The 18,814-nt window shown below is 73.3% G+C and carries 14 protein-coding genes; 8 read left to right on the top strand and 6 right to left on the bottom strand.

The window, feature by feature from the left end; translation table 11 throughout:
- Positions 1-280: 280 nt before the first annotated feature.
- The 4 genes from BJ969_RS05865 to cobC are packed head-to-tail and all read right to left on the bottom strand — an operon-like array spanning position 281 to position 4,041.
- On the bottom strand, positions 281-1,402 hold the full coding sequence (locus tag BJ969_RS05865) for a bifunctional RNase H/acid phosphatase (protein WP_184477835.1): 1,122 nt from the start codon (positions 1,400-1,402) through the stop codon (positions 281-283).
- A complete protein-coding gene (locus tag BJ969_RS05860; RefSeq protein ID WP_184477834.1) occupies positions 1,402-2,130 on the bottom strand; it encodes a CT398-like coiled coil hairpin domain-containing protein in 729 nt (242 codons plus the stop codon). Before BJ969_RS05860 ends, BJ969_RS05865 begins: the two co-directional genes overlap by 1 nt.
- On the bottom strand, positions 2,127-2,975 hold the full coding sequence (locus tag BJ969_RS05855) for a Nif3-like dinuclear metal center hexameric protein (protein WP_184477833.1): 849 nt from the start codon (positions 2,973-2,975) through the stop codon (positions 2,127-2,129). Before BJ969_RS05855 ends, BJ969_RS05860 begins: the two co-directional genes overlap by 4 nt.
- A gap of 31 nt (positions 2,976-3,006) precedes the next feature.
- Complete coding sequence (gene cobC, locus BJ969_RS05850) at positions 3,007-4,041, bottom strand: Rv2231c family histidinol phosphate aminotransferase CobC (RefSeq protein WP_184477832.1); 1,035 nt, start codon at positions 4,039-4,041, stop codon at positions 3,007-3,009.
- A 163-nt stretch (positions 4,042-4,204) separates the two neighbouring features.
- Here cobC and BJ969_RS05845 point away from each other — a divergent pair, with 163 nt between their 5' ends.
- From BJ969_RS05845 to BJ969_RS05835, 3 genes are all read left to right on the top strand, one after another.
- Positions 4,205-4,663: a low molecular weight protein-tyrosine-phosphatase gene (locus tag BJ969_RS05845; protein ID WP_184477831.1), complete on the top strand. Its 459-nt coding sequence runs from the start codon at positions 4,205-4,207 to the stop codon at positions 4,661-4,663.
- A gap of 86 nt (positions 4,664-4,749) precedes the next feature.
- Complete coding sequence (locus BJ969_RS05840) at positions 4,750-5,616, top strand: fructosamine kinase family protein (RefSeq protein ID WP_184477830.1); 867 nt, start codon at positions 4,750-4,752, stop codon at positions 5,614-5,616.
- Between the two features lie 98 nt (positions 5,617-5,714).
- Positions 5,715-6,548: an SURF1 family cytochrome oxidase biogenesis protein gene (locus BJ969_RS05835; RefSeq protein WP_184477829.1), complete on the top strand. Its 834-nt coding sequence runs from the start codon at positions 5,715-5,717 to the stop codon at positions 6,546-6,548.
- A gap of 368 nt (positions 6,549-6,916) precedes the next feature.
- On the opposite strand, the gene BJ969_RS05830 is transcribed toward BJ969_RS05835, so the two are convergent.
- Positions 6,917-7,861, bottom strand: a complete 945-nt coding sequence (locus BJ969_RS05830) for a cobalamin biosynthesis protein (protein WP_184477828.1) — start codon at positions 7,859-7,861, stop codon at positions 6,917-6,919.
- A gap of 712 nt (positions 7,862-8,573) precedes the next feature.
- Between BJ969_RS05830 and BJ969_RS05825 the strand changes: the two genes are divergently transcribed.
- From BJ969_RS05825 to BJ969_RS05810, 4 genes are all read left to right on the top strand, one after another.
- Positions 8,574-10,208, top strand: coding sequence for a TIGR02677 family protein (locus tag BJ969_RS05825; protein WP_184477827.1), 1,635 nt, complete (start codon positions 8,574-8,576; stop codon positions 10,206-10,208).
- A complete protein-coding gene (locus BJ969_RS05820; protein WP_184477826.1) occupies positions 10,205-11,458 on the top strand; it encodes a TIGR02678 family protein in 1,254 nt (417 codons plus the stop codon). The genes BJ969_RS05825 and BJ969_RS05820 overlap by 4 nt, the downstream gene beginning before the upstream one ends.
- A gap of 95 nt (positions 11,459-11,553) precedes the next feature.
- The gene (locus tag BJ969_RS05815) at positions 11,554-15,663 is read left to right on the top strand and encodes a TIGR02680 family protein (protein ID WP_184484862.1); all 4,110 of its coding nucleotides are present in this window, start codon (positions 11,554-11,556) and stop codon (positions 15,661-15,663) included.
- Complete coding sequence (locus BJ969_RS05810; RefSeq protein ID WP_184477825.1) at positions 15,656-16,942, top strand: TIGR02679 family protein; 1,287 nt, start codon at positions 15,656-15,658, stop codon at positions 16,940-16,942. Before BJ969_RS05815 ends, BJ969_RS05810 begins: the two co-directional genes overlap by 8 nt.
- A gap of 204 nt (positions 16,943-17,146) precedes the next feature.
- Here the strand turns inward: BJ969_RS05810 and BJ969_RS05805 are convergent, their stop codons facing one another.
- Positions 17,147-17,968 (bottom strand): SDR family NAD(P)-dependent oxidoreductase, encoded by an 822-nt coding sequence (locus BJ969_RS05805; RefSeq protein WP_184477824.1) that lies wholly within the window; start codon positions 17,966-17,968, stop codon positions 17,147-17,149.
- A 103-nt stretch (positions 17,969-18,071) separates the two neighbouring features.
- On the opposite strand from BJ969_RS05805, the gene BJ969_RS05800 reads away from it, so the two are divergent.
- Positions 18,072-18,662: a TetR/AcrR family transcriptional regulator gene (locus BJ969_RS05800; RefSeq protein ID WP_184477823.1), complete on the top strand. Its 591-nt coding sequence runs from the start codon at positions 18,072-18,074 to the stop codon at positions 18,660-18,662.
- Positions 18,663-18,814 lie beyond the last annotated feature (152 nt).

The following is an 18,814-nucleotide window of genomic DNA, read 5'->3' as shown; positions in this document are numbered from 1 at the left end:
CTCGGGGTGAGCAGATACCCCCCACCACCCCAGGTCAACGCCCCGTCGCAAACCGGCCAACCAACACCAGGAACCACGGGCCGTGGTCCTGTCAGCGGCGAAGCCGCTGAGCAGCGACCAGCCAAAGCAAGAAGACCACCCGCGGGTTCTCAGCGTTCTTCTCGCGAGGACAGCTTTTTCCCTCGTGGCGGAGCCACTCGGGAAAAAGATCCCGCAGCGAGAAGAACGCTGAGGTTCCGCCACCCGCCCCACTACGCAAGCCAAGGCCAAGACAGGGCTGTCAGCCCAGGTGGGAGATGTCGTTGACCAGGCGGACGGAGGCGTTGCCGTCCGGGTAGAACTCGACGATCGACAGCGACGCCAGGTCCAGGTGCAGCCGGTAGTACAGCGACGGTCCCACGTCGAGGCCGAGCCGCAGCAGCGCCTTGATCGGCGTGACGTGGCTGACGACGATCACGGTGCGTCCCTCGTACCGCGCCAGGATCTCGTCGCGGACGGACGTGACCCGGTCGAACACGGCCTCCAGGCTCTCGCCGCCGGGCGGTTCGACGGTGGAGTCGCCGAGCCACGACCCGTGCAGCTCGGGGTACTGCTCCGCCGCCTCCAGGAAGGTGAGGCCCTCCCAGGAGCCGAAGTCCGTCTCCAGCAGGCCGTCGTGGAACGTGAGCTCACCGCCGGTGGCGGCGGCGACGGCCTCGGCGGTCTGCCGGGTGCGCCCCAGCGGGGAGGCGAGCACCGGGGCCGCGCCGTCGGCGGTGACGACGCCGTCCATCTCCGCGAGCCGCGCCGCCGCCGCCCGCGCCTGGCGCTCGCCCAGGTCGGTCAGCGGGACGTCGCCGCGACCGGAGTAGCGGCGGTCCACCGACATCGCGGTCTGCCCGTGCCGCACCAGCAGCAACTTCGTCGGGGCGCCGAGGGCACCGTTCCAGCCGGTGGGGCGCACCCGGTCCGCCGTCGTCGCGGGGGCGGCCGTCGAACCGGCCTGCCCGGTGCGCTCGGCGTCCTCGCGGGTGTCCATCGCCTCGTTCGCCAACCGGTCCGCGTGCGCGTTGCTCGCCCGCGGGATCCACTCGAAGGTCACCGCCGAAAACCCGGCGACGAGCTCCTTCGCCTGCGCCGCGAGGGATCGCAGCGCCTCGTGCTTGATCTTCCACCGGCCGGAGAGCTGCTCGACGACGAGTTTGGAGTCCATCCGCGCGTCGACCTCGGTGGCACCGAGCTCCGCCGCCGCGCGCAGCCCGCACAGCAGGCCCTCGTACTCGGCGACGTTGTTCGTCGCGACGCCGAGCCAGCGCGAGCGCTCCGCGAGCACCGCGCCGTCCGCGCCCCGCACCACCGCGCCGCACCCGGCCGGTCCCGGGTTGCCGCGGGAACCGCCATCGGCTTCGACGACGACGCGCATCAGGAATCCTTGGTGCGAACCAGGATCGCGCCGCACTCCTCGCAGCGGACCACGTCGTCGGCGGCGGTGTCGCGCAGCTCGGCGAGCTTCGAGCGGTCCAGCTCGATGCGGCAGGCGCCGCAGCGGTTGCCCTGCAGCGGCCCCACGCCGACGCCCTTGGAGGCGCGGATCCGGTCGTAGAGCGCCAGCAGCGGCTCCGGCAGCGTGCCCGCCACCGACTCGCGCTCCACCGTGCGCTTGGCCTCGGCGCTGTCCAGGTCGGCCATCGCCTCGTCCCGGCTGTGCTGCACGTCGGCGAGCCGCTGCTCCGCCTCGGTGACCCCGGCGCGGGCGCGTTCGACGTCGGACTCCAGCGCCTCCCGCTGCTCCATGACCTCCAGCAGCTCGTCCTCCAGGTTGCCCTGGCGGCGGGCGAGGGTCTGCAGCTCGTGCTGCAGGTCCTCCAGCTGCTTGGCGGAACCGCCGGACTCCATCAGCTTGCGGTCGCGGTCCTCGCGCTTGCGGACCTGGTCGACCTCCGCTTCGAGCCGCTTCGCGTCCCGGTCGATGTCGCCGAACGAGGTCTGCGCGGCCACCAGCGAGTCCCGCTGTGCCTGCAGCTCACGCTCGCGGTGGCCGATCTCCTCCAGTTCGGGCAGCGTCCGGCGGCGGTGGTTGACGCGGTTGAGTTCGGCGTCCACCTCCGCCAGATCGAGCAACCGGCGCTGCACGGCGGGGTCGGCTTTCACGCGGGAGTCCTCCCAGAGTCGGGGGCCGCACCGGCGGCGTGAGCGGTCCACGGGTCGGTGCGGCGTGTGGAGACGAGAACTTCGACAGTATCCGGTAGCGCCGCGCCGACGACGTCGGCAGCCTGCTGGCACCACGGCCACTCGCTCGCCCAGTGCGCCACGTCCACCAGTGCGGGCACCTGCGCACCGCGAGCGAGGTGCTCCCCCGCCGGGTGATGCCGCAGGTCGGCGGTCACGTAGGCGTCGACGCCGGCGGCCTGCGCGGCGCTCAGCTGGGAGTCGCCCGCGCCGCCGCACACCGCCACGGTGCTGATCTCCCGGTCGAGATCGCCCGCGCCGCGCACGCCCCAGGCGGTGGTGGGCAGGTTCTCCGCGACCCGCTGCACGAACCGGCCGAACGGTTCGGGCGCCGGCAGCGAACCGATGCGCCCCAGCCCGGTGGCGGAGCCCGCGGAGTGCGGGGCGAGCGGCCGGGTGACGGTGAGCCCGATCGCCTCGGCCAACGCGTCGGACACGCCGACCGCGGCGGTGTCGGCGTTGGTGTGCGCGCAGTACAGACCGATGCCGGAACGGATCAGCCGGTGGATCAGCCGCCCCTTCGGGTCGTCGGCGGGCACCCCGTGCACGCCGCGCAGCAGCAGCGGGTGGTGCGAGACCAGCAGCTGGGCGCCGAAGCCCACCGCTTCGTCCACAGTGGCCTCGACGGGATCCACGCAGAACAGCACCCGCTGCACGGCGGCCTGCGGGTCCCCGCAGACGAGGCCGACCGCGTCCCAGCTCTCGGCCAGCTCCGGCGGGTAGGCCGCCTCCAGGGACTCCACGACGTCCTGAATCCGCACGGTCATCCGAATCGCACCCCTTGGTTCGGTCTTCGCACTATCCGAGAAGCTCGCGCAACGCCCGGAGCAGGGCCGCGTTGCGCGCCGCGTCCCGCACCGCCACCCGCAGGTGGTCCGGCCCGAGACCGGGGAAGGTGTCGCCGCGGCGGACCGCGATGCCGCGTTCCCGCAAGGCGTGGCGCACCTTCTCGCCATTGTGGACTTCGAGCAGCAGGAAGGAGGCGCGGGCGGGCCCGGCCACGGAGATCCCTGGTATGGCGGCCAGTTCCGCGGCGAACCGGTCCCGCTCCGCGGAGATCTCGACGGCGGCCCGTTCGGCCTCCGCGACGGCCTGCGGGGCGCAGCAGGCGGTGATCGCCGCCAGCGCGAGGGTGCCCAGCGGCCAGTGCGGGCGGGGCGCGCTCAACCGGCGCAGCAGGCCGGGTTCGCCGAGCGCGTACCCGGCGCGCAGCCCCGGCAACGCCCAGGTCTTGGTGAGGCTGCGCACGACCAGCACGCCCGGAATCCGTTGCGCCGCAAGCGATTCCGGTTCCCCGGGCACGGTGTCGGCGAACGCCTCGTCCACCACGACGACCCGGCCGGGCCGGACCAGGGCGCGGATCGCCTCGGCCGGGTGCAGCACCGAACTCGGGTTCGTCGGATTGCCCAGCACCACGAGGTCCGCGTCGTCCGGGACGAGCGCCGGATCCAGCCGGTGGTCGTCGAGCAGCACGCGGGTCACGGGCACGTCCGCGGCGCGCAGCGCGAACTCCGGTTCGGTGAACGAGGGGTGCACCACCGCGGCCAGCCGCGGGCGCAGCGCCGGCAGCAGCGAGAAGCACTCCGCGGCGCCCGCCAGCAGCAGCACGTCGTCGGAATCCCGGCCGTGCCGCTCGGCGACGGCGATGCGGGCGGCGAGGTCGTCCGCGGCGGACGGGTAGCGGCCCAGATCGTCCAGCGCGGCGGCGAGGTGATCGCGCAACCACCGCGGCGGGCGCTCCAACCGGACGTTCACGGCGAAGTCGAGCAGACCCGGCGCGGCGTCCACGTCGCCGTGGTGGCGCAGCAGCTCGTGCTCGTTTCCGCTCGTCATCCCGGGCAGTGTAACCACCGGAAGACGATCTTCGGCGGGCCCGGAGCGCCCCCGCCGGATCGCACCTCAGCGGCCCGTACCGTCGACACCCGACCGCCGCCCGAGAGACCTGGCGCCGGGGAGTCCACCACCGGCCCCGAGCAAGCGAAGGAACACAGCCACCATGCACGTTTCGTTCATCTGCACCGGGAACATCTGCCGCTCCCCGATGGCGGCGGTGGTGTTCCGGGAGCACGTCCGCCGCGCGGGGCTCGAGGACCAGGTGGAGGTCAGCAGCGCGGGCACCGGCCCGTGGCACATCGGCGAAGGCGCCGACCCCCGGACGCTGAAGGTGCTCGCCGATCACGGCTACCCCACCGAGCACGTGGCCGCGCAGCTCGGCGACGAGCACTTGGACGCCGACCTGCTGCTGGCGATGGACGCCGGGCACCTGCGCGTGGTGCGCGACGCGCTCGGCGAGCCGGAGCGGGTCCGGTTGCTGCGCTCGTTCGACCCGGTCGCCGCCGACGGGGCCGAGGTGCCCGACCCGTACTTCGGCGGGGACCGCGGCTTCGAGGACGTGCTGGCGATGATCGAGGCCGCGGTGCCCGGCCTGCTGGAGTGGACCCGCGAACGGCTCTGACCTGCCACGGCGGCGTCGCGCGGCGGCCGAGCGGCGGCGCATCGGAGACACTCGGCCGCGAACGCTCGGCGATCGGAGGGCGCGCGATGGGCGAGATCGAGGACGTGGTGCTGCGGTGCACCGGCTCGGAAGCAGTGCGGGTCCGGGAGCTCGGCGGCGGTGACGCGGGAACGTCCCGATCGGTGCTGCTGGCCGATGGCAGGCAGGTGTTCGTGAAGGCGAATCCGCCCGGCATGCCCGGTGCCGTCGCCGCCGAGGCGGCCTCGCTGAAGTGGCTCGCGGAACCCGGCGCGCTGCCGGTGCCCGAGGTGCTCGGCGACGACGACCGGCACCTCGTGACCGAACACCTCGACTCCGGTTCGCCGAGCCCGGTGGCAGCCGAGGAGTTCGGGCGCGGCCTGGCCCGGTTGCACGCCGCGGGCGCGCCCGCGCACGGGAGCCCGCCGCCGGGCGGGCCCGCCGACGCGTGGATCGGGCTGGCGCCGATGCGCAACGAACCCGCACCGGACTGGCCGGCCTTCTACCCGGAGCACCGGGTGCGGCCCTACCTGCGCCGTGCCGTGGACACCGGGTTGCTCGGCGCCGAGGACTCCGCGCTCGTCGAGCGGGTCTGCGACCGGCTGCCCTCGCTGACCGGCTCCGACGAGCCCGCCGCCCGGCTGCACGGCGACCTGTGGACCGGCAACGTGCACTGGAGCGGCGGGGCCGCGTGGCTGATCGACCCGGCCGGGCACGGCGGGCACCGGGAGACGGACCTGGCGATGCTCGCGCTGTTCGGCTGCCCCCACCTGGACCGGGTGCTGGCCGCCTACGACGAGGTGCACCCGCTCGCCGACGGCTGGCGGGACCGCGTCGGCGTGCACCAGCTGTTCCCGCTGCTCGTGCACACCGTGCTGTTCGGCGGCGGCTACGCCCGCCAAGCCGTCGCCGCCGCCCGCACCGCACCCGCCTGACCCCGGCCGCGCGCCTTCGGACGGTCCGGGCGTGTGCTGGGCCGCAGTGCGCCGGGGGCGGGCGGGACCGCCGCCGCGCGGCCGCCTACCGTGGAGGCGTGCGCCTGAAGTTCCTGCTCCGACCTGGGTGGATCGGTCTGATCCTGCTGGTCGTGCTGTTCGCCACGATGTGCTTCACGCTGCTCGCGCCGTGGCAGTTCGGCCGCGACGACGAGACGCAGGCGCGCAACGACGCCATCTCGCAGTCCTTCACGGCGGAACCGAAACCCCTCGGCGAGGTGCTGCCCGCGAACCGGGCGCCCGACTCCACCACCGAGTGGACCAAGATCGCGGTCACCGGCGAGTACCTGCCGGAGCACGAGACGCTGGCCTGGCTGCGCTCCGTGCAGGGCGAACCGGCGATCGAGGTGCTCACCCCGTTCCGCGCCACCACCGGCGAGACGCTGCTGGTCGACCGGGGCTTCGTGCGGCCGGTGGGCACCGACGCACCCGAGTTCGCCGCCGCCCCCGGCGGGCAGGTCACGATCACCGCGCGGGTGCGGATGGACGAGAAGGACCAGGAGCACCGCCCCGTGTTCGAGCGCCAGGGGCACCGCTGGACGTACTCGGTGGATTCGCAGGTGATCACCGACGGCACCGGCGTTCCGCTGCGGCCCGGCTACTTCGCGCTGGTCGACGGACAGCCCGGCGGCCTCGCGGCGCTGCCGCTGCCGCAGCTGTCCTCGGGGCCGTACTTCTCGTACGCGCTGCAGTGGATCGCGTTCGGCGTGATGGCGATCGCGGCGATCGGATACCTGATCTACGCGGAGCTGCGGCCCCCGGAGCAGACAGCGGGCGCGGTGCGCAAGCCGCGCAAGATGTCCGTCGCGGAGGCCGTCGCCGAGGACGAGCGCCGGGAACGCGAGGAAGCAGCGTCCTCCGGCCGCGAGTGAGCCGTGCCCGCGCGGCGGGCGACCCGGTGGCGGAGTCAGTACCGCCACGCTCGCCGCGGATCCGCCACGGGAGCGGAGTCGGACGCACCCGCCTCAGCGGTGCTTGCCGCCGGGTGGCTGGCGGTACGCGAACGTGATCACGCCGACGACGGCGATGATGGCGAGCGGCAGCAGCAGTCCCGGCAGCACGGTGGCCAGATCGCTCATGCGACCTCCTTCAGTCCTCTCCACCACTACCGGAGCGAATCCCAGATCACCTGCTCAGGAGCCTCGAACCCCACGATCGGTGGACCCACCGGCCACGCCCCGTCAGCACGGCACCGGCCCGGCGCGGCGAGCCGGCGAAGCCATGCGCACGAACGGGCGAGTCACCGGCCGCGAGCGCCCCGGGCCACGACCGCTGCGGCGGCGAGCACGCCGGTGACCGAACCGATGACCCGCGACAGCTCCACGCCGCGCGTCACGTCGCCGGCGTCGGCGGTGCGGCCCTCCCCCATGATCGGCCGCTGCTCGGTGGTGTGGCCGTAGACGGTGCGACCGCCGAGGCGGATCTGCAGCGCCCCGGCGAACGCGGCCTCGATCTGCCCCGCGTTCGGGCTCGGGTGGGCTGCGGCGTCGCGCCGCCAGGTCCGCCAGGCGCCGCTCGCGGAGCCGCCGACGACCGGCGCGCACGCGGCGGTGAGCATCGCCGACAACCGGGCCGGGGCCAGGTTCAGCGCGTCGTCGAGCCGGGCCGCCGCCCAGCCGAACCGCAGGTAGTGCGGGCTGCGGTGCCCGACCATCGCGTCCAGGGTGTTCGCCGCCCGGTAGCCGAGCAGGCCCGGTACGCCCGCGATCGCGCCCCACACCAGCGGGGCGACCACGGCGTCGGAGGTGTTCTCCGCGATGGATTCGACGGTGGCCCGCGCGAGGCCCTGCTCGTCGAGGTGCGCGGCTTCCCGGCCGCACAGGTGGGCGAGCCTGCCGCGGGCCCCGTCGAGGTCCCCCGCGTCGAGCAGCCGGCCCATCGCGGTGCCCTCGTCGGCCAGCGACGCGCCGCCGAGCACGACCCAGGTGGTCAGCGCGGTGGTGACGGCGTCGAGGACGGGACTGCGGCGGGCGACGCGTTCGGCGACCACGCCCAGCGCCGCGGTGCCGCCGACGAGCAGCCCGGTGTAGAGCACTCCGGCGCTCCGGCTGTCGCGGTGCAGCACCCGCTCGGCGGTCTGCGCGACGCGCCCGAAGGCGGCGACGGGATGCCCCCGACGTGGGTCACCCAGTGCGGCATCGGCCGCCACTCCGAGTACCAATCCGACCGCTCGTCCCGCTCTCACCGGCGATTCTCCCCCTTCATCCACCCGACCAGGCAGCACAGAACGCTACCGCCGCCACAACCCCACCCCACGAGCACCCACCAAGATCCCGCAAAGATTTTTCCCCGCAGCCCCACCGACAACGACCACCGAGCACCAACCAACTCGACCACGCCGACCACCCCGCGAGTTCCCACCGACACCCGCACGAGGACAGCGATGCCGCCGCGCAATCGCGCAAACGATGAACCCCCGACCACCTGTTCTTGATCTCGTGCCCCTGGTCGTCGTCCTGTCAGCGGCGAAGCCGCTGAGCAGCGACCAGCCAGAACAAAACGACCACCGGCGGGTTCTCAGCCGCTTCCTCGCGAGGACAGCGATTTCGTGGTGTAGGGACGTGCACCAGAGATCAATCCCGCAGCGAGAAAGCCACCGACCGCCGGTCTTGACTTCGCCCGTCCAGGTGAAAGGTGCCCCTGCTCGTCGTCCTGTCAGCGGCGAAGCCGCTGAGCAGCGACCAGCCAGAACAAAACGACCACCCGCGGGTTCTCAGCGGCTTCCTCGCGAGGACAGCGATTTCGTGGTGTAGGGAGCTACATGAGAAATCGATCCCGCAGCGAGGAAGCCGCTGAGGTTCCGCTGAGCGACCAGCTACGCAGGTCATTGTGAAACGGCGGTTCTTAGCTGGGCTCTTGACGGGGAGTGGTGGTGGGTGGGGTTATCGTGGCCGACCGTGACGGCCCCGGATCACGAAGCTGATGTGCTGCGCGCGGGGGTGGCGGGCACCGAAGCCGAGTCCGCCTCCTCCGCGCAGGCACTTGATGACGTTCGGGCGGACCAGCAGCGGTTGCGGCTGTTCGCCTACTTGAGCGCGCGCGAGCACCGCACCTATTTGGCGATCATGCGGTTGTTCACGTCGACGCTGCTCGCGGACCTGTCGATCGGCGAGGTGACCGCGGCGCTGGCCGCCGCCGAGCGGGAAGGCCGCATCGATCCCGGCGAGTCGGAGCTGGACACCGTGGTGGAGCGGCTCAAGCAGCTGCGGCTCTGGGGGAACCTGGTGCTGGGCCGCCGCGAGACGATCGCCGCCAGCATCGCCGAGTTCCAGCACGGCAGCGTGCGCTACCAGGTCAGCAAGCTCGCCGTCCGGGTGCAGCGCGACGTGGACGCGCTGCTGCGGGTCCCGGAGGGCGCCCGCGAGGTGTCCCGCGAGCTGCTGCCCGCGATCGAGCGCGGGCTCGGCGAGATCGGCTCGGCGTTGTCGGCGGCGGTGGCCGCGGAGAGCGCGGAACCGGGTTCGAAGCGGGCCCGGCGCACCCGGGAGCGGTTGGCCGAGCACGTCACGACGGTGTTCCTGCAGCACGCCGAGCTCGCCGCGACGGTGCGGGACTTCTACGCCTACCTGGGCGAGGTCGTCACGCGGCACCACTTGGCGCCGGACGAGATCTCCGGGTTCCGGAACCTGCTGGTCGAGTACATCCAGATGGTCGTGGAGGACGTGCTGCGGCACACCGAGACGATCGCGGGTTCGCTGGCAGGCCTGGCCGGGGTGCGCGGCGAGCTGATCCGGCTGCTGGGGCCCGCGGATCAGCTGGGCACCGAGGTGGAGCGGGCGCGCGGGCGGACCGCCGCGGACTGGCAGGAGCTCACCGATTGGTTCGTGGACGCGCCGGGGCGCCCGAGCCAGGTGGCGGCGCTGCGGGAGGCGACCGCGCGGGCCATCGGTTCGCTGCTGGCGAGCGTGAAGCGCGCGACGTCCGGCAGCGGTCTGCTGCCGGGCCGCCGGGGCGAGCTGTTGAAGCTGGCGCGCTGGTTCGACGAGGCGGAGCCGCCGGAGGCGCACCGGATCTACGCCGCCGCTTTCGGGCTGTACTCGGCGCGGCACCTGCTGCCCGCGCCGGATTACGACAGCGACAACCACGACGTGCCGTGGCGCGACGGCCCGGTGCAGGACGTGACGGTGAGCGTGCGCAGCCGCGGTGATCGCGGGGCGCGCGGGCGCACGTCGCGGGTGCTCGACGACCCGATGACGGAGGAGTCGCTGCTGGCCGAGGCGCGCGAGGAGGACGCCCGGCGCGGCGCGGCGGTGGCGGAGCTCGCCTCGGCGGGTGACCGGCTGGCCGACACCCGGCTGTCCGGGGAGGCGCTGAGCGTGCTGTGCGAGCTGCTGACGCTGGCGATGGCGCAGCGCGACAGCTCCGACGATCCGGGTTCGGCGTTGGACCCGGTGCACCGGCTGCGGGTGACGATCCGCCCGGAGGCGGGCACGCACACCCGGATCAGCAGCAGCGCGGGCACTCTCACGCTGACCGACGCGGTGCTCGACGTGCACGGCGACGGCGCGATCCCCGCGGAGGCGACCCGATGAGCGCGACGAAGGCCTTCGACGAGCTGTCCTCGATCGACGCTTCGAACGTGGTGCGGTGCGCGCGGGCGCTGCTGCGCCGCCCGCTGCTGCGGGAGGGTGCGCCGGACGGGGACCTGCTGCCGATGATCTACCGGCAGCGGGCGGCGCTGCACGAGGTGTTCTCCTCGCTGCTGGGCTACCGGCTGGTGGTGGAACGCCGGTTCGCCCGGCTCTACAAGGCCGGTCCGGGTGCGGACGCCACGCGCGGCGAGCCCGGCCTGACGCCGCGCGGCTACGCGTACTTGGCGTTGACGCTGGCGACGTTGACCGGCATCGGCAGGCAGGTGCTGCTGTCGCGGCTGGTGATCGACGTCCGGGCCGCGGCCGTGGAGGCGGGCGTGCCGGTGGTGGACGATCCGGCGGATCGGCGCGCGCTGACCGCCGCGCTGCGGCATCTGGTCGCGCTCGGGGTGATCAGCGAGACCGAGGGCACCGTGACGGCGACGGATTCCACCGCGGAAGCGCTGATCACCATCGACACCGACCTGCTGGGCCAGTTGCCCGCCGGGCCGATCGGCACTTCGGCCGGGCCCGCCGAACTGGTGGAGTCAGCGGCGCAGGCCGGGCCGCGCAGCGTGGAGCACGTGGTGCGGCGGCGGCTGGTGGAGGACCCGGTGGTGCTCTACGCGGACCTGCCCGCCGAGCAGCGGGAGTGGCTGCTGAAGAACTTCGGGGTGGAGTCCCGCTTGCTGGAGCGGTTCTTCGGCCTGGTGACCGAGGTCCGCTCCGAGGGGGTCGTGGTCAGCGATCCGGAGGACTACCTGACGGACACGTTGTTCCCCGGCACCGGCACGGTCGCGCGCGTCGCGCTGCTGGCGCTGCCGCGGCTGCTGGAATGCGGCGAACCCCGCGAGTCCGACGGCAGGCACCCGGTGACCTGGGACGATCTCACCGAGGTGTGCGGTGAGCTGATCGAGTCGTACCCGGCGGCGTGGTCGCGGCAGGCCACCGAGGAGCCGGCGGAACTGGTGCGGTCCGTCGCGGACCTGCTGCGGCGGCTCGGCGTGCTGCGCGGCGAGGCCGCCGACGGCACCGCCACCACCGGGGAGGATCATGGCGAGCTCACCTGGTGGTTGAGCCCGGCCGCGCACCGGTGGCTGCCGGAACCGGACGCCACGCCCGTTCCCGGGCGGGAGCCCGAGCCCGCGCCGGCACCGGAGCCGCCGGGCCTGTCCCTGTTCGACGATCTGGAAGAGGACGGTTCACGGTGAGCCCCGACGACGCGACCGCAGCGGTGCAGCCGGTGCCTTCGGAGACCTCGGCGACCCCGGAGCAGCCGGGCGACGCGACGCTGTCCGCGGGGCCGGTGCACCGCTGGCGGCTGCACCGCGGCGGGATCGTGAACATCTGGCAGTACGCGGAGAACACCTTCGACCTCTCCGGCGGGCGCGCGATCTTCCAGGGCACGAACGGTTCCGGGAAGTCCCGGACGTTGGAGCTGCTGCTGCCGCTGTGCTTGGACGGCGATCTGCGCCAGCTGGGTTCGAAGGGCTTCGACACGGTCAGCATCCGGCGCCTGATGCTCGACGAGTACCCCGGCGGCCCGAACCGCATCGGCTACGCCTGGGTGGAGCTGCGCCGCGAATCCCCCGACGGCGGCGAGGAATTCCTCACCTGCGGTGTCGGTGTGAAGGCGTCGAAGACCTCGCAGGCGATCAGCGACTCGTGGCGGTTCATCACGGGCCGCCGGGTGGGCCACAACCTGCACCTGGTGGGTCCGGAGCGGGTGCCGCTGGGTCCGGCTCAGCTGCGGGAGCTGCTGGGCGCGGACTGCGTGCTCGACGACCAGGGCTTCCGCGCGAAGATCGCCGCGCAGGTCTACGGCGTGCCTGCGGCCCGCTACGGGGACCTGCTGCACCTGCAGCGGACGCTGCGCAACCCGGACGTCGGGTTGAAGGTGCTGGAGGGGCAGCTGGAGCAGATCCTCTCGGACGCGCTGCCGCCGCTGGAGCCGGCGCTGATCGAGCGGCTCGCCAGTTCCTTCGACGACCTGGAGTCGATCCGGGAGAACATCGTCCGGCTCACCGGCGCGGACAAGGCGCTGAGCGCGTTCCTGTCGACGTACTCCGGTTACGCGCTGGGGGCGTTGCGGGAGCGCGCGGAGTCGATGCGCACGGCGCAGGACCGGCTCGCGGCGCTGCGCAAGGAACTGGCGAAGCTGGACAAGCAGGTCACCGGGCACCGCGAGGAGCGCGAATCCGCGCAGCGCACCGTCTCCGAGCTGGAGCAGCGCGAGGGCACGCTGGAGTCGAGCATCGAGGCGCTGCGCTCGCACCCGGCGTACGCGGAGCTGCAGAACCTGCGCGACCGGGAGCGGGTCGTGGAGGGCTCGCGTTCGGCGGCGGTGGCGGCGCTGGAGACCGCGGCGCGGCATCGCGCGCAGGAGGAGCGCTCGGCGGAGTCGGTGCTGGGCACGCTGCGCAGGCTGGTGGGCGACGCGGAGTCCGCGGAGCAGGCGGCGCAGCGGGCGAACCGGCAGCTGGCGGCGGCGGGCTTGGACGGCGATCTGGTGCCGCGCCCGCCGGAGGTGCCGAAGGCGGAGGCGATCAGCACCCCGGACCGGGTGCGGACCGCGCCCGAACCGGACGCCGAACCGGTGGACGTGGACCGGCTCAGCGCACCCGAGGTCGACACCGACGAGCTGGCGCAGCGCTTCCGCGCCGCGGCGGACCGGGCGGGGCAGGCGAGCACGGTGGCGCAGCGCCGGGGCGCGTTGACGTTGACGCTGCACCAGCAGGCCGTGGAGCTGGACCGGCAGCGGGAGCAGGTCACGAAGCTCCAGCAGCAGGCCCGCCAGGCGCAGTTGATCTCGACGGAGGCCGTGGGCAGGCGCAACGTGGCTCAGCAGCGCCTCTCGGAGGCCGCCGCCGAGTGGCGGCGGCGGGCGCAGCACTGGGGCTCGGACCACCCGGAGTCCACTGTGGACGACCCGGTGCCGGAGGTGCCGTCGGCGGACCGGCTGCTGGCCGAGCGGTCCGCGGCGCGGGAAGCGCTGGAGCAGGCGCGGCGCTGGGCTCGGCCGCGGCTGCAGGAGGCGCGGCAGCGGATTTCGGCGGTGGAGCGGGAACTCGGCGAGTTCCGCGACCGGGTGCGCACCGGCGAGCAGGAGCTCGCGCAGCTGCGCGCCGGGGTCGAGCGCACCCCGCGGCGCCCGGAGTGGGCGGCGGCGGAGCGGCCCGAGGAGACGGGCCGCGCGTTCTACCGGCTGGTGGATTTCCAGCCGTCGCTCGACGACGCGCAGCGGGCCGGGCTGGAGGCGGCGCTGCAGGCGAGCGGGCTGCTCAACGCGTGGGTCTCGGAGAAGGGCACCGTCGCCGAGCTGGCGGACGTGCTGGCCGTTCCGGGCGCGGAGGGCGCGGCGGGCACGCTCGCGGAACTGCTGGTGCCCGCGCCGGAGCCGGACGGGCCCGTTCCAGCCGAGCACATCGGTTCCCTGCTCGCCTCCGTGTCCGTTGTGGACGGTCCGGGGCTGGTGGTGGGCACCGACGGCCGCTGGCAGGCCGGGGTGCTGTCGGGTTCGTGGCAGAAGGAATCCGCCGAGTACGTCGGCGCGGGCGCCCGCGAAGCGTCCCGAGCCCGGCGCATCGCGGAGCTGGAGGAGGAGCTCGCCGCGCTGCGCGAGCGGATCGGCGAAGTCGAACGGCGCCACCGCGACGCCACCGAGCACGGTGAATCCCTGGAACGGCACCTGGAATCGTTCCCCGACGACTCCGACCTCGTCACCGCGCACGCCCAGGTCGCCACGGCCACCGACGCCGCCGAGGACGCCGACCGCCACGCCAAGCAGGCCCGCGGCGAGCTCGACCAGACCGATCAGCGCTGGCAGGCGACGCGCTCCGAATTGGTGCGCGCCGCCGGGGAAGCGGACCTGCCGCCGGAGACGCAGGCGCTGGAACACGCCAACCGGGCCGCGACCGAGGCCCGCGCGGCGATCGACGCGCTGCACGAAGTGGTCGAATCGCGCTGCCTGGCCACGCTGGCCGACCTGCGCGACATCGCGCTGCACCACGACGCCGCGGTGGCCGACCGGATGGAGGCGGAGTCGCAGGCCGAGCAGCGCTGCGCCGAGCACACCGAGCAGGCCACCGGCCTCGCCGAGCTCAGCGACTCCGTGGGCGGCGCCGCGCAGGAGATCTCCGGCAAGGTCGGCGAACTGGAACGCGAACGGGCGCAGCTGCGCAAGGACCTGCCCGCCGCGCGGGAGCGGATCAGCGCCGCGCGCGAACAGGTGGTGCGGCTGGAAACCCAGTGGGAGACCAAGCACTCCCAGCTCGCCGGGCGGGAATCCGACGCCGAGACCGCGGCGTCCGCGTTCACCGCCGCGCTGCGGGTGCCGGGCGTGTGGGCCGCGGCCGACGTGCTCCCCGCCGAGGACGGCGCCGAACCCGATCCGCGCGCCGCGGAACCGCCCGAACCGGCGGAGGCCGCGGAACTGCTCGCGGGCGCCGCGGACCGCAAGACGGCGGGTGAGACCGCGGTGCTCAACCGGTTCCAGGCGCTGCAGCAGTCGCTCAGCGGCGGCTACGACATCGCCGCGGGCGACCAGCAGGGCCTGCTCACCGTCACCGTCACCGGCGAGGAAGGCCCGCAGCCGGTGGCCGACGCGGCCCGCCGGGTCGCCGAACGCCTCGCCGAACAACGCGGCTTCCTCAACGAGCGGTACCGGTCGATCTTCGCCGACTACCTGATCCGCGACCTCGCGGAACGGCTGCGCGGGCAGGTGACGGTGGCGGAGAACCTGTGCAAGCGGATGAACGAGGTGCTCGACGGCGCCCGTTCCAGCCAGGGCGTGCACGTGCAGCTGGAGTGGGAGCCCTCGCCGTCGCTCGGCGACGACATCAAGCAGGCCATCGACCTGGTGCGCACCCCGTTCGCCGACCGCAGCGACGACCAGGACTCGTTGCTGCGCAAGGTGTTCACCGACCTCATCGAGGCCGAACGCGACAGCGCCTCCGGTGGCTACGCGGAGATCCTGTCGCGGGCGCTGGACTACCGCTCGTGGTTCGCGTTCACCGTGCGGGTGCGCGACACCGGCCCGGAGGGCAAGCCCCGCGTGCGGCGGCTGCGGCAGCTCTCGTCCGGTGAGACGCGGCTGATCTCCTACGTGACGCTGTTCGCGGCGGCGGCGGCGTTCTACGACGCGGTGAGCGTGTCCTCCGGCGGGCGCGGGCCGCTGCGGCTGGTGCTGCTGGACGAGGCGTTCGAGCGGCTCGACGATCCGACGATCGCGCGGATGCTGGGACTGCTGGTGGACCTGGACATGGACTGGCTGATCACCTGGCCCAGCGGCTGGGGCGTGTCGCCGAAGATCCCGAAGATGCACATCTACGACGTGCTGCGCCCGCGCAGCGGCCACGGCATCGCCTGCACGCACACCACGTGGGACGGTCGGGGCATGGAGCGCTCCGATGGCTGACGGCGACCTCACCGAAGTGTCCGACCAGACCCGCGCGGACGTCCGCGAGACGTGGGGCGGTGCCGCGCTGCGCGGGTTGTGGGAGCAGGCCCGCGAGGCGCTGGAATCGCCGAAGCGGCCGGACCGGTTCAGCGTCGCGCTGCCCGACGAGCCGACGCGCGCCGCCGTCAGCGCGGTGTACGGCCGCGAGCTGTACCTGGGGCATTCCCGGATCATGCTGGTGAAGCTGGACAAGGTGCTGCGCGCGGACGCCCGCTTCGGACTGCCCCTGCCGCTGGTGCTGGAGATCCTGCACGGCAGGCCCATCGCCTCCCCCGAGGCCGCCCCGGCACGAGCGGAGCGGTCCGATCCGGCGCTGGACGCGCTGACCGCGCACGGCTTGGGCGCGGCGGCGTGGGCCGAGCCGTGGGTGCGCTGGCTGCACCAGTACGGCCGCGTCGCCGAAACCGAGCTGGAGCACGTCACCGGACGTGCCGCGACGGTGCTCGCCGCGCTGGCGCTGGACCCGGCGACGCCCCCGGCGGTGTGGGTGTCGCGCGCCGAGCTCACCGCCGCCGACGACCCGCACGAGCTCGACAGCGGGAGCACGCTGAGCCGGATCGTGCTGCGCGCGGCGGCGCTGGCGCACGACATCGAACCGCCGAACGGCGAACGGGACCGCCGCGCGCTGTGGGAGCGCTGCGGGGTCGCCCCGGACGACGTGGCGGGCACGGTGCTGAGCTGGGCGCTGCCGCTGACCGGCGACGACTCCTGGTCGCGTTCGGTCGCGGACCGCACCGGCCTGGGCCTGCCGACGCACCTCACCCTCCGGGACCTGTCCGCGGCCCCGCACCGGCTCGTCGACTCGGGAACGGTCATCGCGGTGTGCGAGAACGCTCGGGTCCTCGAAGCCGCCGCCCGCGCCGACATCCGGCATCCGCTGGTGTGCCTCGGCGGGCACCCGTCACCGGTGGCGTCGTCGCTGCTGGCCCGGTTGCGCGCGGACGGGGCGCTGCTGCGCTACCACGGCGACTTCGACTGGACGGGCGTCGCGATCGCCCGCTCGCTGTGGTCGGAGCACGAGGCGCAGCTGTGGCGCATGTCCGCGGCGGACTACCGGGAAGCCGTCGACCACGCGGCCCACCGGCGCCTGGACCTCCCGAACCTCGTCGGCGCTCCCGTGGACACCCCGTGGGACCCGCAGCTGTCGGAGCTGATGTCCACGGCTTCCCGCGCGGTCGAAGAGGAAACGGTGCTCCCGACGCTGCTGGCCGACCTCCGCGACGCCGCGCTGAGCTGAGCACGACCTGGTTCGCGGGAACGCTCGGCCCGCTCAGGCGTCACCGCTCAAGCTCTCGATGTCGAGCCGGGTGGCCCGGATGTGGTCGGGACCGAGCACGCGCAACTGTCGGACAGCGGCTTCTCCAACTCGGCCACAACCGTCCGGCAATCTCCCGCTCTCGCCCACCAGAACGCCACGGTCGGCGTCCCGCAGGCTGCGGGTTCACCCGGCCTGCCTGCTGAGGTGTTCCCACTTCGGGAGTTCCGCGGAGCGGGCGCGTTCCAGGTCCCGGACCAGGTCGTAGGCGAGGCCGCCGAGGACGATTCGCTTGGGCGGCTCCTCCAGATCGGCCAGCTGCAGCAGCACTTTCGCCGCCAGGGACGGGTCGAAGTCCTGTGAGTCGGTGAACATCTCGAACAGTTCCGCGCGCAGCGGCGCGTAGGCGGGATCTTCCTCGGTGGCGGTGAGCCCCTGGGTGAACAGGCCGGTTTCGTACCCGCCGGGCTGCACGACCGTGACCTTGACACCGAACGGCTCGACCTCCATGGCCAGCGACCCGCTCATCGCGTCCAAGGCCGCTTTGGCGGCGCCGTACATGCCGGTCATGGCGTAGCCGCCGCCGGAGCCCATCGAGGAGATCTGCAGCAGCCTTCCGCCGCTCGCCCGCAGGTGCGGCACGACGGCTTGGCTCACCCACAGGGCGCCGAAGAAGTTCGTGTCGAAGTGCTCGCGGGCCTGCTGCTCGGCGCATTCCTCGACCATGCCGAGCAAGGCGATCCCGGCGTTGTTGACCACCACGTCGAGACCGCCGAACGCCTCGGCGGCGCGGTCCGCCCCGGCGAAGACGGCGGCGCGGTCGCGCACGTCCAGCGGGAAGGTGACGAGCCGGCCGCCGGAACGTTCCACCGAGTCGTCGAGCGGCGTGATGTCGCGACTGACCGCGACGACCCGGTCACCTGCGGCCAGCGCCGCCTCGGTGAAGGCGCGGCCGAGGCCCCGAGAGGCTCCGGTGATCAGCCAGGTGCGTGGTCCGGTTCGGGTCATGCTTCCCCCTCAGATGAGACGAGACGTTGCGTCTCGTTCAACTGTAGCGCCGATCCGCACCGAGTCAAGACGATCCGTCTCGTCTCGCGCTAATCTGGTTCGCATGGCCGTCAACAGCCCGGACCGCACCCGCCGCAGCGAGCGCTCGCGCACCGCGATCCTCACCGCCACCCGCGAGCTCATCGCCGAAGTCGGCTACGCGAAGCTGACCATCGAGGCGATCGCCGCCCGCGCCGGAGTCGGCAAGCAGACGATCTACCGCTGGTGGTCGTCGAAAGGCGCCGTCGTCTTCGACTCGATCCTCGCGTTGAGCGAACAGACCGACGGCGAGGTCGCACTGCCCGACACCGGCGACCTCGCGGCCGACCTGAAGACCGTGCTGCGCGCCACCGCGGCCGAGTTCGCGGACCCCGCCTTCGAGGCGCCGATCCGGGCGCTGAACATGGAGCTCATCGCCGACCCCGAACTGGCCGAGCTCTACCGCGAGAAACTCGAAAAACCCGTCACCGAAGCCAAAAAACGCCGACTCCGCGCCGCCCGGGAAGCCGGTCAACTCGCCGCGGACACCGACCTCGACCTGTTCCTGGAATTCCTGTACGCCCCGCTGACCCAACGCTGGCTGCTGCGCAGCGGCCCGCTCGACGACGCCTTCGCCGACGCCCTCGTCGACGCCACCCTCCGCGCCTTCCCCTGACCGCCCACCACCCCCAACAGGCGCCCCCGAACACGTCCCGAACCGCGCCCACCCCGTTTCAACCCCGCGCAACCAACCGAGGAATCGACGAGCCCCACCTCTGCGACCTCAGAGCTTTTCCAGGCCACAGCGGCCTTTCGGGCGCCCGATCA

Origin of the sequence: Saccharopolyspora gloriosae, from assembly GCF_014203325.1 — a bacterium.
Lineage (GTDB): Bacteria > Actinomycetota > Actinomycetes > Mycobacteriales > Pseudonocardiaceae > Saccharopolyspora_C > Saccharopolyspora_C gloriosae.
This window is presented reverse-complemented; position numbering and strand designations above follow the sequence as displayed.

Bases quoted from the DNA above. Each gene is read 5' to 3' on its own strand.
- BJ969_RS05865 (WP_184477835.1), bottom strand. From the start codon at position 1,402: ATGCGCGTCGTCGTCGAAGCCGATGGCGGTTCCCGCGGCAACCCGGGA.
- BJ969_RS05855 (WP_184477833.1), bottom strand. From the start codon at position 2,975: ATGACCGTGCGGATTCAGGACGTCGTGGAGTCCCTGGAGGCGGCCTAC.
- cobC (WP_184477832.1), bottom strand. From the start codon at position 4,041: ATGACGAGCGGAAACGAGCACGAGCTGCTGCGCCACCACGGCGACGTG.
- BJ969_RS05845 (WP_184477831.1), top strand. From the start codon at position 4,205: ATGCACGTTTCGTTCATCTGCACCGGGAACATCTGCCGCTCCCCGATG.
- BJ969_RS05840 (WP_184477830.1), top strand. From the start codon at position 4,750: ATGGGCGAGATCGAGGACGTGGTGCTGCGGTGCACCGGCTCGGAAGCA.
- BJ969_RS05820 (WP_184477826.1), top strand. From the start codon at position 10,205: ATGAGCGCGACGAAGGCCTTCGACGAGCTGTCCTCGATCGACGCTTCG.
- BJ969_RS05810 (WP_184477825.1), top strand. From the start codon at position 15,656: ATGGCTGACGGCGACCTCACCGAAGTGTCCGACCAGACCCGCGCGGAC.
- BJ969_RS05805 (WP_184477824.1), bottom strand. From the start codon at position 17,968: ATGACCCGAACCGGACCACGCACCTGGCTGATCACCGGAGCCTCTCGG.
- BJ969_RS05800 (WP_184477823.1), top strand. From the start codon at position 18,072: ATGGCCGTCAACAGCCCGGACCGCACCCGCCGCAGCGAGCGCTCGCGC.